This window comes from Rhizobium sp. ZK1, assembly GCF_047782645.1.
In the GTDB taxonomy this organism is placed as follows: domain Bacteria; phylum Pseudomonadota; class Alphaproteobacteria; order Rhizobiales; family Rhizobiaceae; genus Rhizobium.
Map to the genome: position 1 here is coordinate 3,638,523 of NZ_CP180586.1, position 14,824 is coordinate 3,653,346.

At 59.9% G+C, this 14,824-nt stretch carries 12 protein-coding genes; 4 read left to right on the forward strand and 8 right to left on the reverse strand.

Annotated features, from left to right (window positions below):
• Positions 1-11: 11 nt before the first annotated feature.
• From ACK9YZ_RS18475 to ACK9YZ_RS18485, 3 genes are all read right to left on the reverse strand, one after another.
• Complete coding sequence (locus ACK9YZ_RS18475) at positions 12-923, reverse strand: carbohydrate ABC transporter permease (RefSeq protein ID WP_416064765.1); 912 nt, start codon at positions 921-923, stop codon at positions 12-14.
• A 1-nt stretch (position 924) separates the two neighbouring features.
• Positions 925-1,812, reverse strand: a complete 888-nt coding sequence (locus tag ACK9YZ_RS18480; RefSeq protein ID WP_416064766.1) for a carbohydrate ABC transporter permease — start codon at positions 1,810-1,812, stop codon at positions 925-927.
• 87 nt (positions 1,813-1,899) lie between these two features.
• Positions 1,900-3,192 carry an ABC transporter substrate-binding protein gene (locus ACK9YZ_RS18485; RefSeq protein ID WP_416064767.1) on the reverse strand — a complete coding sequence of 431 codons (1,293 nt, stop codon included), beginning with the start codon at positions 3,190-3,192 and terminating at the stop codon, positions 1,900-1,902.
• A gap of 202 nt (positions 3,193-3,394) precedes the next feature.
• Between ACK9YZ_RS18485 and ACK9YZ_RS18490 the strand changes: the two genes are divergently transcribed.
• The 3 genes from ACK9YZ_RS18490 (at position 3,395) to ACK9YZ_RS18500 (ending at position 7,756) form a co-directional block, all read left to right on the forward strand.
• Entirely contained in the window at positions 3,395-4,399 is a 1,005-nt protein-coding gene (locus tag ACK9YZ_RS18490; protein ID WP_416064768.1) for a Gfo/Idh/MocA family protein, read from the forward strand.
• A gap of 10 nt (positions 4,400-4,409) precedes the next feature.
• Positions 4,410-5,408 carry a LacI family DNA-binding transcriptional regulator gene (locus ACK9YZ_RS18495; protein WP_416064769.1) on the forward strand — a complete coding sequence of 333 codons (999 nt, stop codon included), beginning with the start codon at positions 4,410-4,412 and terminating at the stop codon, positions 5,406-5,408.
• Between the two features lie 104 nt (positions 5,409-5,512).
• Positions 5,513-7,756 carry a glycoside hydrolase family 2 protein gene (locus tag ACK9YZ_RS18500; protein WP_416064770.1) on the forward strand — a complete coding sequence of 748 codons (2,244 nt, stop codon included), beginning with the start codon at positions 5,513-5,515 and terminating at the stop codon, positions 7,754-7,756.
• A gap of 25 nt (positions 7,757-7,781) precedes the next feature.
• Here ACK9YZ_RS18500 and ACK9YZ_RS18505 read toward each other — a convergent pair whose 3' ends face one another.
• The 4 genes from ACK9YZ_RS18505 to ACK9YZ_RS18520 all read right to left on the reverse strand — a co-directional run bounded on the left by ACK9YZ_RS18505 (position 7,782) and on the right by ACK9YZ_RS18520 (position 12,125).
• On the reverse strand, positions 7,782-8,897 hold the full coding sequence (locus tag ACK9YZ_RS18505; RefSeq protein WP_416064771.1) for an ABC transporter ATP-binding protein: 1,116 nt from the start codon (positions 8,895-8,897) through the stop codon (positions 7,782-7,784).
• A gap of 3 nt (positions 8,898-8,900) precedes the next feature.
• Positions 8,901-9,842, reverse strand: a complete 942-nt coding sequence (locus tag ACK9YZ_RS18510; protein ID WP_416064772.1) for a carbohydrate ABC transporter permease — start codon at positions 9,840-9,842, stop codon at positions 8,901-8,903.
• Complete coding sequence (locus ACK9YZ_RS18515) at positions 9,839-10,792, reverse strand: carbohydrate ABC transporter permease (RefSeq protein WP_416064773.1); 954 nt, start codon at positions 10,790-10,792, stop codon at positions 9,839-9,841. The genes ACK9YZ_RS18510 and ACK9YZ_RS18515 overlap by 4 nt, the downstream gene beginning before the upstream one ends.
• A gap of 73 nt (positions 10,793-10,865) precedes the next feature.
• A complete protein-coding gene (locus ACK9YZ_RS18520) occupies positions 10,866-12,125 on the reverse strand; it encodes an ABC transporter substrate-binding protein (RefSeq protein WP_416064774.1) in 1,260 nt (419 codons plus the stop codon).
• A 311-nt stretch (positions 12,126-12,436) separates the two neighbouring features.
• On the opposite strand from ACK9YZ_RS18520, the gene ACK9YZ_RS18525 reads away from it, so the two are divergent.
• A complete protein-coding gene (locus tag ACK9YZ_RS18525) occupies positions 12,437-13,489 on the forward strand; it encodes a LacI family transcriptional regulator (RefSeq protein ID WP_416064775.1) in 1,053 nt (350 codons plus the stop codon).
• Here ACK9YZ_RS18525 and ACK9YZ_RS18530 read toward each other — a convergent pair.
• A complete protein-coding gene (locus ACK9YZ_RS18530) occupies positions 13,486-14,733 on the reverse strand; it encodes an adenylate/guanylate cyclase domain-containing protein (protein WP_416064776.1) in 1,248 nt (415 codons plus the stop codon). The genes ACK9YZ_RS18525 and ACK9YZ_RS18530 overlap by 4 nt on opposite strands.
• Positions 14,734-14,824 lie beyond the last annotated feature (91 nt).

Sequence of the window (14,824 nt, forward strand, 5' to 3'; positions counted from 1 at the left end):
CTTTCTTGATCTCAGCCCTTCACACCGCCCGAGAAAGTTTGGACGAGGAAGCGCCGCGCAAAGCCGAAGGCGACGACGGCAGGCAGCAGGTAGATGAAGGCGAGAGCCGTCAGCAGTCCGTAATCGATCTCGTTAATACGCAGGAAGGCGCGGAAAAGACCGAGCGGCAGCGTCTGCAGCTCCGGCGACGACAGGAAGATCAGCGGCAGCAGGAAATCACCCCAGGCCGACATGAAGGCGAAGAGACCGGCAGCCGCAAGCCCGGGCATGGCAAGCGGAATCAGCACGCGGCGGATGCGCTGCATCATCGTCGCCCCGTCCATGACGGCCGCTTCCTCATAGTCGCGCGGCAGGCCGTCGAAGAAGGTCTTCATGATCCAGAGCGCCAGTGGCAGCTGCATGGTGGCAAGCACCAGCATGATGCCGAGATAACCGTCGATGAACCCGGTCCAGCGCATGATATCGCGAGCATAGCTGCCGAAGATCGGCCTGAGAATCGCGCTTTCCGCATTGTTGAGCGTCAGCAGGAACTTGTAGAGCGGCACGACGAGCGCCGTCGGCGGCAGCACGCGGATCAGCAGGATCGCGTAGAGGAAAGGCAGCTTCCACCAGGCTCGCGTGCGCGACAGCGCATAGCCGCCGAGCCCCGCCAGAACCATGACGATAACCGTCGCTCCGCCGACCACGAAGAGCGAGTTGAACAGCCACTTCGCCCCATCCTCCTTGGTGAAGACGCGCATATAGTTTGCAAGCGTCCATTGTTCCGGCCAGCGCAGGAAGAGCTGCGCATTGCCATCGAGGGAGGCGAGCAGCACCCAGAAGAAAGGCACGGCGCAGAAGATCGAGATGATCGACAGCGTTGCATAGGCGAGAAGATCGGAGCGGGTCCTGTTGGCGCCTTCGCTCGGGGAAATAACGGCCATGTCAGACCTCAACTTTCATGGCTCGGACATAGCCGATGCCGAGGATCAGCGAGATGATGAGCGCGACGACCGCGACCGCAGCGCCGTAACCGAGCTGGAACGCCGTAAACGACTGGTTGTAGATGTAGATGCTGACGACCTCCGTCGCTCCGCCCGGGCCGCCGCGTGTCAGCGCGTAGACGAGGCCGAAGACGGCGATGGTGGAGACGGCCGAGATCAGCATGTAGAGCAGGATCGTCGGCATCATCAGCGGCAGGGTGATGCGACGGAACATCTGTGAGGGTGTCGCGCCATCCATGCGCGCCGCCTCGTAGATCTCGGAGGGAATGGTGCTGAGGCCGGCCGTCAGCAGGATCATCGCCGTGGCGATGCCGCGCCAGGTATTGACGATGATGATCATCGACAGCGGGAAGGCGTTCAGCCAGTCGGCCGGATTGACGCCGAAGAAGGCGACGATGCGCGAGAGCGTCGCATGTTCGCCGCCGGCAAGCATCGAGATCCACATGAAGCCGGCAACGACTTCGGGGGCGGCATTCGGCAGGAGAATGATCGAAGAGAAGAACTGCCGGAAACGGATCGACCGGCGCAGCGCCATCGCCGAAATCAGCCCGAGCACGAACTGCCCGATGACGGCCGAACCCATGACGAAGACGAAGGTGACGAACAGCGAATTCCAGAACTTCGCATCGTTGAGAAGGCGCGTGTAATTGCGGATGCCGACGAAGCGCGGCCGCAGGGCCGCAGCTCCCGTCAGCGCCTCGTTGGTGAAGCTCAGATAGACGGAATAAAGGGCGGGATAGATCACAAAGGCCAGAAGCAGGACCAGCGACGGCAGCAGAACCAGCAGGAGTTGGCGCTCGGTTCGCTTTTCATGAGAGTTTCGGGCCATTGAAGCTCACAACCTTATCGAATGAAACCGGGAAGACGCGGCCAGAATACCGCGTCCCCGTCTTGGCGGGAGGAAGATATCAGTGGCTTACTTGACCATGTCGTCGCCTAGCGTTTCCTTGACGTAGTCGACAAGGATCTTCTGGGCACCAGCTGCATCGGTTTCCTTGCGCAGCAGCGCTTCGGTGGCGCGCGCCACGCCTTCGGCAACCGTACCGAAGCCGGAAGCTTGCTTCAGGAAGACACCGTTTCCAGCAGCGGCATGGATCGGAACGAGTTCCGTCAGCTTCTGGAATTCCGGGTCCTTGGCGGCATCCTTGCTGGCCGGGATATTACCGATGCGGGCAGCGTAGGAAACCTGCGTTTCGACCGAGCCGATTTCCATCAGCGCCTTCTTGGCAAGTTCGACATTGGCGGACTTGGAGCTGATGGCCCACGGAGCAGCGAGATTGGCGAGAACATACTGGCCGCCGCTCTGGCCGGGAACCGTCCAGGTGCCGACGATCTTGGTCACGTCAGGGATCGGGTTCTTGCTCTCGCGGCCCCAGTCGAAAATGTAGCACCAGGAGCCGCAAGTGGTAGCGGCAAGCTTGCCGGCCGGGAACATCTCATACTTCGGCACGACCCAAGGCTCCGGTCCGAGCAACGGCTGCACCGGCATCAGATCCTTGTCGATCAGCGTCTTATAGACATTGAAGACATCCTTCACGCCCTCGCCATTCAGATCGAGTTTGCCGTCGGCGTCGACGAGCTGCGGCGTCTTGGAGCCGACGATCAGGTGCTGGAAGCCTTCGTCGAAGGCGCCGCTGCCCCAGGACACGCCGGCCGGAAAGAGCAGGCCGTAGGAGCCGGTCTTCTGCTTCACCTCGGCTGCGCGATCGAGGAGTTCCTGCCAGGTCTTCGGCTGTTCGGTGGAGATGCCGGCCTTTTCGAGAACGTCCTTGCGGTAATAGATTTCCTGAATGCCGAGCATGAACGGCATCACATAGGTCTCTCCATCAGGGCTGACGGCAAGCTGCTTGGCGACGTCATAGAGATTGGCGTAACCGTCCCATGCCTTGAACTCGGTGGTAACGGGCGCGAGGTAGCCAGCTTCGACCATGTCGGCAACGGCAGCCGTCGTTGGGATGGAGAAGAGATCGGGCGCGTTGCCGGCGCCGAGTTCGGTCAAGAGCTTGGTGAGATAGTCCTTGTCCGGCGCCGGATATTCGACGACCTCGACCGTCACGCCATATTTTTTCTCAATCCGCTCGACGGTCGACTTCATGGCATCGATTCCGGCCTGACCGTGATTGGCAATACGAATTGTTTCAGCATGCGCCAGCGTTGAAACCGCGCTGAGCAGGATGGCGCACAGGCCACCGATAACCGTCTTCTTCAACGGAAGTCCTCCCTTTTTTAGAGCTACGGCGCCCTCCAGCACCGGCGACGAAAATGTACACGCATTCTGAATGCTGACAAGATGATTTTTGAAACCTCAAACGGCACAAATTTATAGTATTGATTTTATTAAGTTATTTATAACTTGCACCAATTGTGTCATTTGTGTAATCGTTTGCACAACGATATCAGGGAGGATTTCGATGTCTCAGAAATTGCGCCTCGGCGTCATCGGCGCCGGCTTGAAGGCGGCTGAATATGCTCAGAGTTGGGCGAAGATGCCGGAAATTGAATTCGTGGCGCTTGCCGACACCAGCGAAACCTCCCGCAAGCGGCTGATTGACGTCTGCACGGCGGCCGGTGCGCCGGAGCCGAGGGGCTTCGCCGATTACCGGGATCTGCTCACAAAATGCCGCGACGAACTCGACATCATCTATGTCTCGACCCCGCACGCTTCCCATGCCGAGCAGGCGACCGCCGTCGCCGAAGCCGGCCTCGACCTCTTCCTCGAAAAGCCGATGGTCACGACCGTCGCCGAGGCCGAGACGCTGATCGCAGCACAGAAGAAAAGCGGCGTCACCATCGTCACCGCCTTCCAGGGCGGGCTGTCTCCGCTGGTGCTCGACACGCGCAAACGCGCGCGCTCGGGCGAGTTCGGCGAGCTGATCGCCATCTCCGGCATGATCTGGGAAAGCTGGTCTTCGAACTATGACGGGCATTGGAAGCAGCAGCCGGAAATCTCCGGCGGCGGATTTATGTTCGATACCGGCGCGCACATGATGAACACCGTCTGTCTGCTCGCCAATTCCGATTTCGACAGCGTCTCCGCCTATATGAACAACCATGGCAAAAAGGTCGATATCGCCACCGCTGTCTCCGCCCGGCTGAAGAACGGCGCGCTGGTGACCCTGACGGCCGCCGGCGAAGGTCCTCCCGGTTGCGCTTCCTACATCACCTTCTTCTATTCGAAGGCGATCGTGCGCATCGACGCCTGGGGTGGCTGGCGCGAAATCAGCGTCGGACACACCAGCGAACCGCGTGAAGAGGCCGAGATTCTCGGCAATCCCTTGAAGAATTTCCTCGCCATCCGCGCCGGAACGATGGAAAACTCCGGCTCCGTTGAAATGGGTCTTAGATTCGCTAGGCTCTGGGACGCAATCAAGGAATCGGCAGCGGCCGACGGCACCCCCGTCAGGATCACCGCATAGGCGCAAGACGATGAGCGGAACGAACAGACGACGGATCACCTCGAAGGAACTGGCGAAACTCGCCGGTGTCTCCTCGGCGACGATTTCGAGGGCCTTTTCGCCGGATTCGCGGATCGGCAGCGCCACGCGCGACCGTATCCTCGCCGTTGCGCGTGAATATGGCTACCAGCCGAATGCGATCGCCCGTTCGCTGAACAACCAGCGCTCGCGCCTCGTCGCCCTCGTCGTCAATGCCATCGGCAATCCCTGCGAGGCCGAGGAGCAGCAGCTCCTCGTCCACCGCCTGCAGGCCCGCCAGCTCCTGCCCATTATTCTCTGCTGTGCGGATCATTCGGATCGGCTTCAGCTCATGCGGCTTGCCTCTACCTACCAAGTGGATCACGTCGTCATCTTCTCAGACATGGTGTCCATGCAGGATGCTGTCGACATCTTCCATACGACGAAGCCGATCATCGTCTCCTTCGAACCATTGGAAAACGAGGACGTTTCCAACATCCGTATCGATGGCGCGGTCGGTGCGGGCGAGATCATCGACAAGATCGTCGGCGACGGCAAACGGCGCTTCGCCTATCTCTCCGGCACCAAATCGAGCTGGATCGACAAGCTGCGCCGCAAGTGGTTTGCGGACGCTCTGGCGCGTCACAGCCTTGCCTTCGAGGCCGAAGCCTTCGGCGACTATTCCTACGATTCCGGCTTCAAGGAAGCCGTCCTGCTGCTGCACCGCTCCAAGGTCGATGCCATCATCTGCGGCAACGATGTGATGGCGATCGGCGCGCGCGACGCCGCCCGCCGCGTGCTCGGAAAGAACACGCCTGAGGATATCGCCATCGTCGGCCAGGACGGTATTGCCATGGCCGCCTGGGACTGCAACGACCTAACGACGCTGAGCCTCGACCACGTGGCCTTCATGGATGCGGTCGTCGAGGTAATCGAACGCCATGAGGCCGGCGATGAAGGCCCGCACAGCATTACGCTTGCCTGCACACCCCGCTGGGGTTCGACCGCCTGAGGGGCGGCTCCAGTCATTTGCATCAAGGAGGAATACGATGATCACTCTTTCACGCGCCGCCGCCGGGCGTCGCCTCTCCCCTGCCGCCTGCCGGGGAGCCTGAGATGCGTTCCGTCGTTTCCCTCAATGAATCCTGGAGCTTCCACGAAGGCTTTGGCCAGCACCTGACCGAGGCTTTCGATGGCGACCATATGGTCAGCCTGCCCCACACGGCTGTCGAGCTGCCCTTCAACTATTTCGACGAGAAGCGCTATCAGCGCGCCTTCACCTATCAGAAGGTGCTGCGCTGGCTGCCGGAATTCGAAGGCCGCGAAGTCTCTATCCTCTTCGATGGCGCCATGGCCGACAGCGTCGTCTATCTGAACGGCGAAGAGATCATTGCTCATAAGGACGGCTATACGACCTTCGAAGCCCGCCTGACCGGCAAACTCACCAAGTGCGAGAACCTTGTCACGGTCAAGATCGACGGCAGCGAGAACCCCGCCATCCCACCTTTCGGCGGTCGCATCGACTACCTCACCTATGCCGGCATCTATCGCGATGTCTGGCTGAAGGTCACCGACAAGGTCTCCATCCGCAATCTCAAGATCGAGACCCACGACGTGCTGTCCGACATGAAATCGGCGACGGTGCGCATCGATATCGCCAACCCGCAGAACCTGACCTATGCCGCAACCATTACGGCCTCGCTGAAGGGTGCCGATGGTATCGTGCTCGCAAGTGCCGCCGGCGAAACGATCGGCTCGGTGACAACCCTCTCCTTCGGCGGCCTGACCGGCATCGAATTGTGGGACCTGGCAAACCCGGCGCTCTACGAAGTTGTCGTCGATCTCAGAACCGAACACGGCTCAGACAGAACTTCCGCTCATTTCGGCTTCCGCACCGCCAAATTCACGCCGGAAGGCTTCCTGCTCAACGGCCGCCCCGTGAAGCTCCAGGGCCTCAACCGCCATCAGGCCTACCCCTATGTTGGGTACGCTGCCGGCCGCTCCGCACAGGAGCGTGACGCCGATATGATGAAGAAGGTGCTGAAGTGCAATATCGTGCGCACTTCGCACTATCCGCAGTCGAAATGGTTCCTCGACCAGTGCGACCGCATCGGCCTGCTCGTATTCGAAGAAATCCCCGGCTGGCAACATATCGGCGATCTCGATTGGCAGAGAGAGTCCATCGAAAACGTTCGCCGCATGATCGAGCGCGACTGGAATCACCCCTCGATCATCATCTGGGGCGTGCGCATCAATGAATCGCTCGATAGCCACGACTTCTATACCGCCACCAATCGCCTGGCCCACGAACTCGATTCCACCCGCCAGACTGGCGGCGTTCGCTACCTGACCGAAAGCGAGCTTCTGGAAGACGTCTATACGATGAACGACTTCATCCTCGGCAACGAGGAATTGCCGGGCGCCAATCGCCCACGCACGGCGCTTCGCAGCCAGCAGGAAAATACCGGCCTCTCCTACAAGGTCCCCTACATCATTACCGAATTCAACGGCCACATGCATCCGACCAAGATGTATGATGCCGAGCAGCGCCAGGCCGAGCATGTGCGCCGCCACCTGGAAGTGCTGAACGCCGCCTATGGCGATCCGGATATTTCAGGAGCGATCGGCTGGTGCATGTTCGACTACAACACGCACAAGGATTTCGGCTCCGGCGACCGCATCTGCTATCACGGCGTCATGGACATGTTCCGCGAGCCGAAGTTCGCGGCCTATGTCTATGCCAGCCAGTGCGACCCTTCGGATGAGATCATCATGAAACCGGTCACCTTCTGGGCGCGCGGCGAGCGCAGCATCGGCGGCGTGCTGCCGCTGATCATCCTGACCAATTGCGACGAGGTGGAACTGACATACGGCTCTCTGACCAAGCGCATCGGCCCGGATCGCGAAAACTATCCGCACTTGCCGCATCCGCCTGTCGTGCTCGACCACCGCCATTTCACCCAGGACGAACTCGGCCGCTGGGGCCTGGAATGGATCGACGGCGAATTCACCGGCTTCATCAATGGTGAATCGGTCGCCAAGCTGACACTCGCCGCCGACCCGCTGCCGACCGCACTCGAAGTAGCGCCCGACAGCACCACGCTGAAGGCCCGCGAACGCGACACGACCCGCGTCGTCATCCGCGCGCTCGACCAGCGCGGCCAACGCCTGCCCTTCCTGAACGATGTGGTGACCCTGACGGTCAAAGGCCCTGCCGAGATTGTCGGCCCGACAGCCGTACCGCTCCAGGGCGGCACGACGGGCTTTTGGCTGGAGGCAACCGGCTTGACCGGCGAAATCACCGTCGAAGCGACCTCAAGCCGCTTCGCACCAGTCACGCTCTCGGTAGCGGCCATCTGACGGCCGCCAGACAAAATATTTCTGGCTAAGCGATCCTGAGCTGGCTTGCAGGATCGAAGAACACCGCCTTGTCGAGATTGAAGGCAAGGCGGGTGTTCTGGCCAGGCAGGATGCCGGTATCGGCCCCGAGGCGCGCCACCACCGACTTGCCGCCGAGCTTGGTGACGGCAAACGTATCCGACCCGGCCGGTTCCACGACTTCGATGGCACAGTCACCATGAACGACCGACTTCGCCTTGCGGTCGGCTCCGTCTATATCCGTCAGTGCTTCCGGACGAATCCCGAAGATCACCTGCTTGCCGGCATAACCTGTGAGGCTGGTATTGCCGGCATTGACGGGCAGCTTCAGCGGTTCGCCATTCGGCCGTTCCAGCGAGACCTGCAGCCCGCCGGTACCGTTTTCAACGGTCGCGTTCAGCAGGTTCATCGCCGGCGAGCCCATGAAATCAGCTACGAAGACATTGGCCGGGCTGTTGTAGATTTCTGCCGGCGTACCGAACTGCTGCAGCACACCGTCCTTTAGCACAGCGATCTTCGTCGCCAGCGTCATCGCCTCGATCTGGTCATGAGTGACGTAGACGATGGTCGTTCCCATGCGCTGATGCAGGCGCTTGATTTCCGTGCGCATATCGACACGCAGCTTCGCATCGAGGTTGGAAAGCGGCTCGTCGAAGAGGAAGACCTGCGGATTGCGCACCAGTGCGCGGCCCATCGCCACACGCTGACGCTGGCCACCCGAAAGCTGCGAGGGTTTGCGATCCAGCAGATGGCCGATCTGCAGCATGTCGGAGACCTGCTTGATCGCCTTTTCCCGCTCTTCCTTCGGCACGCCGCGGATTTCCATGCCGAAGGCGATGTTGCCGGCAACGGTCATATTCGGATAGAGCGCGTAGCTCTGGAAGACCATGGCGATATCGCGCTTGGAGGGGTGCAAGCCGTTGATGGAGCGGCCATCGATGCGGATCTCACCCGAAGTGATCGCTTCGAGCCCGGCAATGGTGTTGAGCAGCGTGGACTTGCCGCAGCCGGACGGACCCACCAGCACCAGGAAGCCGCCCTTTTCGAGTTCCAGATCGATCCCCTTGAGAATGTCGACGGCGCCGAAGCGCTTCTTGAGACCGGAAATTTCAAGGAAAGCCATGGATCACCCTTTGACGGCGCCCGCCATCAGACCGCGCACGAAATAGCGGCCGGCGAGGATATAGACGATGAGCGTAGGAACGGCCGCGATCATCGCCGCAGCCATGTTGACATTGTATTCGACCACGCCGGTCGAGGTATTGACGACATTATTGAGCGCCACCGTCATCGGCATGGAGTCACCCGTACCGGCATAAGCCGAGGCGAAGAGGAAATCGTTCCAGATATTGGTGAACTGGTAGATGACCGTCACCACGATAATCGGCAGCGAATTCGGCAGCATGATGCGGCGGAAGATCTGAAAGAAGCTTGCGCCATCCACCTGCGCGGCCTTCACGAGTTCCGTCGGAAACGCCTCATAGAAATTGCGGAAGAACAGCGTCGTGAAGCCGAGGCCATAAACCACGTGCACGAAGACGAGGTTCACAGTCGGATTGCCGAAGCCGAAGCTGAAACCCGTTGCATTCTGCAGCGTCGTTCCGAAACGGCCGAGCGCGCCGAGAATAGTCGCCATCGGCAGCAGCACCGACTGGAACGGGATGAAGCAGGCAAAGAGCATCAGGCCGAAGACCAGCGTATGGCCCGGAAAGCGCCACTTGGTCAGTACATAGCCGTTGAGCGCGCCGAGAACGGTCGAGATCGCCACTGCCGGCACGACCATCTTGATCGAATTCCAGAAGTAGCCCTTGATGCCGGCGCAGGTGAGGCCGACGCAGGCCTCGCCCCAGGCCTTGAACCAGGCATCGAACGTCGGTGACTGCGGCAGCGCGAGCATATTGCCGCCCTGAATTTCGTCCATGGTCTTGAACGAAGTCGTCAGCATGACGAAGAGCGGCATCAGGTAGAGAACGGCAAAGATCAGCAGCAGCCCGTAGATGATGACGCGGCCGATCCAGCGACCGCTGTTGCCGCCCTGCGCGACCTCGGAAGAGGTAATACTGCTCATCGCGCCTTCTCCCTCAGTTCGGAATAGAGATAGGGAACGATGATTGCCGAGATCGTCATCAGCATGATGATGGCGCTTGCAGAACCGACAGCCATTTCATTTCGCTTGAACGTATACTCATACATGAAGTTGGACGGCAGCCATGCCGAGCCGCCGGGACCGCCCGATGTAAGCGCCACGACAAGGTCGTAGGACTTGATCGCCATATGCGCGAGCACGATAAAGGCCGACAGGAAGATCGGCCGCAGCATCGGAATGACGATGCGCCGGTACATCTGGAAGGGCGATGCGCCGTCGATCTGCGCCGCCTTCATGATTTCGCCGTCAATGCCACGCAGGCCGGCCAGGAACATTGCCATGACGAAACCGGAGGCTTGCCAGACACCGGCGATGACGACAGTGTAGATGACGAAATCCTTGTTCTTGATCCAGTCGAAATGGAAGCTCGTCCAGCCGAGATGATGCAGCGTCTGCTCGAGCCCGAGGCCCGGATCAAGGAACCACTTCCAGGCGACGCCCGTCACGATGAAGGACAGCGCCATCGGATAGAGGAAAATCGGCCGCAATATGCCTTCGCCGCGGATCTTTTGGTCGAGAAGGATCGCCAGCAGCAGCCCGAGCGCCAGGCAGATGAAGATATAGAGGAAGCCAAAGATCCCCATATTGGTGATCGATGTGTACCAGGAGGACGGCGGGTCGCTCTCGAAGGTCCAGCGCCAGAGCCGATGATAGGCGCGCGAGCCCGTCAGCACATAGGACGGAAAGGTCTTGGAATTGGTGAAAGAAAGATAGGCCGTCCAGACGATAAAGCCGTAGACGAAGATCACCGTGATGAGGAAACTCGGCGCCAATACGATTTTCGGCAATGCATCCTGCAGTCGGCCGCGAATGGACGTGCGGGTTGAGGGCTTCGACGTCAGGACCGGATCCGTGGTCGCAACTGTGCTCATGTGATCATCTCCTCCCCGCGCAGCAGGGCCGTGGCTTCCCCGCAAGAGGGCGGGAAAGCCTTTGTCGTTAGAATTAGCGGGCGTCGTCGATAGCCTGAACGAGCTGGGTAACAGCCTCGTCGGAGGTCTTGATCTGACCATGGACGAACTTCGAGACAACGTCCTTATAGGCGTTAGCAATGGCCGGAGGAGCACCATAGCCCTGAGCCAGCGAGCCGAACAGCGTGCCGCCTTCGTTGGCAGCCTTCAGGTCGGCAATGCCCTTCTTGCCGCAAGCGTCGAAATCCGTATCCGGAACGTCGGTACGGGCCGGAACCGAACCCTTGACGACGTTGAAGGCGGACTGGAAGCTCTTGGACAGCGTTGCCGTGGCAAGCGCCACCTGAGCGGCCTTGCGGTCGTCAGGAACGTTGAACATGCCGAACATGTCGGAGTTGTAGACCACGCTGCCCTCGGTGCCCGGGAAACGGTAGCACAGGAAGTCGGTATCAGGGGTCTTCTTGGCGGCAACGAATTCGCCCTTCGCCCAGTCGCCCATGACCTGCACCAAAGCATCGCCCTTGATGACCATGGCAGTCGCCAGGTTCCAGTCGCGGCCCGAGAAGTTCGGATCGACATACTGGATGATCTTGGCGAGGTTATCGAACGACTTCTTCATCGTGTCAGACTTCAGCGATTCCTCGTCGAGGTCGTTGAAAGCCTTCTTGTAGAATTCCGGACCACCGGTCGACAGCACGATGGAGTCGAACATCGTGGCTTCCTGCCAGTTCTGACCGCCAAGCGCGAGCGGGATGACGCCGGCTGCCTTTGCCTTGTCGAGCAGGGCGATCAGGTCGTCGAAGGTCTTCGGCTGCGTGCCGCCGATCTTGTCCATGACCGACTTGTTGATCCACAGCCAGTTGACGGAGTGAACATTCACAGGGGCTGCGACCCACTTGCCGTCATAGACGGAGAACTTCTGCAGCGCTGCCGGAACGGACTTGTCCCAGCCCTCCTTCTTTGCCGTCTCGGTCAGGTCACCCATGACGCCAGCCTGGGCATAGTCGAGAACGGTATAGCCGAGCATCTGAGAAGCGGTCGGATAGGTGCCCGCGGCAACCATCGCCTTCAGCGCGGTCATGGCTGCGTCGCCGCCACCGCCGGCCACCGGCACGTCCTTCCAAGCAAAGCCTTCCTTAGCGAGGTCCTGCTTCAGCACGTTGAGCGCCGCGGCTTCACCGCCCGACGTCCACCAGTGCAGCATCTGGACTTCCTTGACGTCAGCCGCGTGAGCGCTGCCGAAACCAGCCATCATCACGACAGCAAGAGCTGCCGAGCTCAAAAACTTGCGCATGAATATCCTCCCGTTCGTAAGTGGCGGCGAGACCCACCTCGCCCGCCCCGATGTCTTCCGCCGTGAGGGCGGCCAAACATCACGCTACCGCACCTCCCAGCGCGGTTACCAATTTAAAACGTTATAAATGCTATTACGTCAAGTCCTTCCTCGACTCCCGAGAAAAATATGATTAGTTCAATAACTATTGATTTTATTTGCTTTTTTCTGAACGCTTAAGAAACCGTAAAAATTTAAATCGTTTGCATTGATTGATTGCGTGCCGGTTTCATCGTGTTATTGTAGCCGCGATCCAGCATGGAATGTCTCCAGTGACCGAATCGTCCCAACTGCAACGTGGTGAAAATCCGGATGGTGCGCAAAAGCGCGGCAAGCCGACCTTGCGTACCATCGCGACATTGACCGGTCTTGCAGTGACGACGGTTTCGCGCGCACTCAGCGACGCGCCGCAAATATCGGTTGAAACGCGTGAGCGCGTCCATCGCATTGCCCGCGAGATCGGCTACTTGCCGGACCGGGCTGCCCAGCGCCTCAAGACGGGCCGCACCAACGTCATCAGCATCCTTCTCGATCCGCATCAGGAAGTGGTCGGCTTCGGCACCGCGATCATGTACGGCATCGCCAAGGCGTTGAAAGAGACATCCTATCACCTCGTCGTCGCCCCGAACTTCCTGTCGACGACCGATCTCGAAGCGGCGGAATATATCGTCCGCAACAATTTCGCCGACGGCCTGATCTTCACGCGGACAGAACCCTTCGATGCGAGGGTGCGGATGCTGCAGGAAGTGGGCTTCCCCTTCGTGTCTCACGGGCGCACGGAGTTTTCGACACCGCACGCTTATGTCGATTACGACAATTACGCCTTCGCCTACGAAGCCACCCGGCGCCTGATCGCCAAGGGCAGGAAGCGGGTCACGGTCGTCATGCCGCCGAAGCGGCTGACCTTCAGCCAGCACATTCTGCATGGTTTCATGACCGCCGTGCGCGAGGCCGGCGTCGCCTATGAGATATCGGAAGCGGTCACGCTCGATTCACCGGCCAACGAGATCAGGGATTTCTTTCGCGCCCGCGCCGCAGCACCCGATGTTCCCGATGGCTTCGTCTGTCCCGGCGAGGTTTCGGCGCTGGCTCTTGTTACGGCCATGAATGATGCGGGACGCGTTCTCGCTGATGACTACGATATCGTCGCCAAGGAGACGTCGCATCTCCTGACGCATCTGCAGCCGAAAATCGAGACTATCTATGAGGACCTGGTCGAGGCGGGCGAACATCTCGGCCAGATGCTTCTTCAGCGGATCGGCAATCCGGCAGCGGAGAGCCAGAGCCTGCTCCTGCCACCGCAGATCAATTTTCCGGTAGCCTAAGCAGCGTCACGACCGGCTGTCGGCTTTTCGCGGAAAGCGAAGACTTCGACCGGCTCGCCAAGCCCGCGCAGGGGAAAAGTGCCGAGATTGTCCATCTCTTCCGTGCAGGTCGCCATCTCAACGAAAGCGCGAGACAGCAGTACCGGCCGCTTAACCTCCTTGGTCAAGGTTTCAAGCCGCGAAGCGACGTTGACTGCCGGGCCGATGACCGTGAAATCCAACCGCCGGCTCGAACCGATATTGCCGTACATCACGTCGCCGACGTGGACGCCGACACCATAGCGTAAGGGATCACGCCCCAGGCGCTGATGTTGCTCATTCACTTTCGCCATCGCCTCCTGCCCTTCACGGATCGCCGTCAAGAGATCCTCGCAGGCCGAAGGCTTCGACAGCGGGAAGATGGCAAGCAGTCCATCGCCCATGAATTTCAGGATTTCGCCGCCGTGCCGCTCGATCGGATCGGACATGGCATCGAAATAGTCATTGAGCAGCTGAATGACGTCATCGCGCGGCCAGAGATCGGAGATCGCCGTGAAATCGCGCAGGTCGCAGATCATGATTGCCGCGCCGACGGTCGTGCCGCTGCCGCGGGTGATGACGCCGGAGAGAATCTGTTCGCTCGCATGCGGCCCGACATAGGTCTGCAGCAACGTGCGCGCCATGATGTTCTTCAGCCTGATCTCGCTGACGAGAGTGAGAGCCGGCAGCAGATCGCGCAGGAAATCCACGTGTTCGCCGGTAAAACCGCCTGGCCTATTGGTGGAGAATGTAACGACGTGGCGCTTGTCGAACGTATGATCGATCGGCCAGGCAACATATTCCGTATAGCCGTCGTCTCGCAATTCCTGGTAGAAGGGATAGTCGTCGCCCTCCCATAGATCCTCAAGGTTCTTCCGCACCTCGTTGGCGCCGCTGTGGATCTCGTTGACCGGGCTGTTGAGGAATTGCGGCGTGGTTTCCACCCCGTAGGCAAAGGTGTTGATCTTTGCCTCTCCCATGCCTTCCACCCATAGGATGCGGGCGCCGATCCATTGCGGATGGTTGGTACGGAAATGCAGGCTGGACCGGGTCACCGGTACGCCGGCTGCCAGCAGCCGGTTGCACATCTCCACCAGGATATTGTCGATGAAACGCTCGCTGCGGGTCTCGTTGATCAGCCAGTCGAGAATTCGGCGCCTGCGGATTGGCCAGACGCCTTCGGCAGCTTCGCTTGCCGGATCAGTCGCTTCGAAAGAGGGCCTCATGAAAAACTCCCGCTACGCCACATTCAACGAATATATCGCGCTGAATGTGGGCGATAGCGGGCCGAATGATAAGAGGCTTCGCAAAGATAAA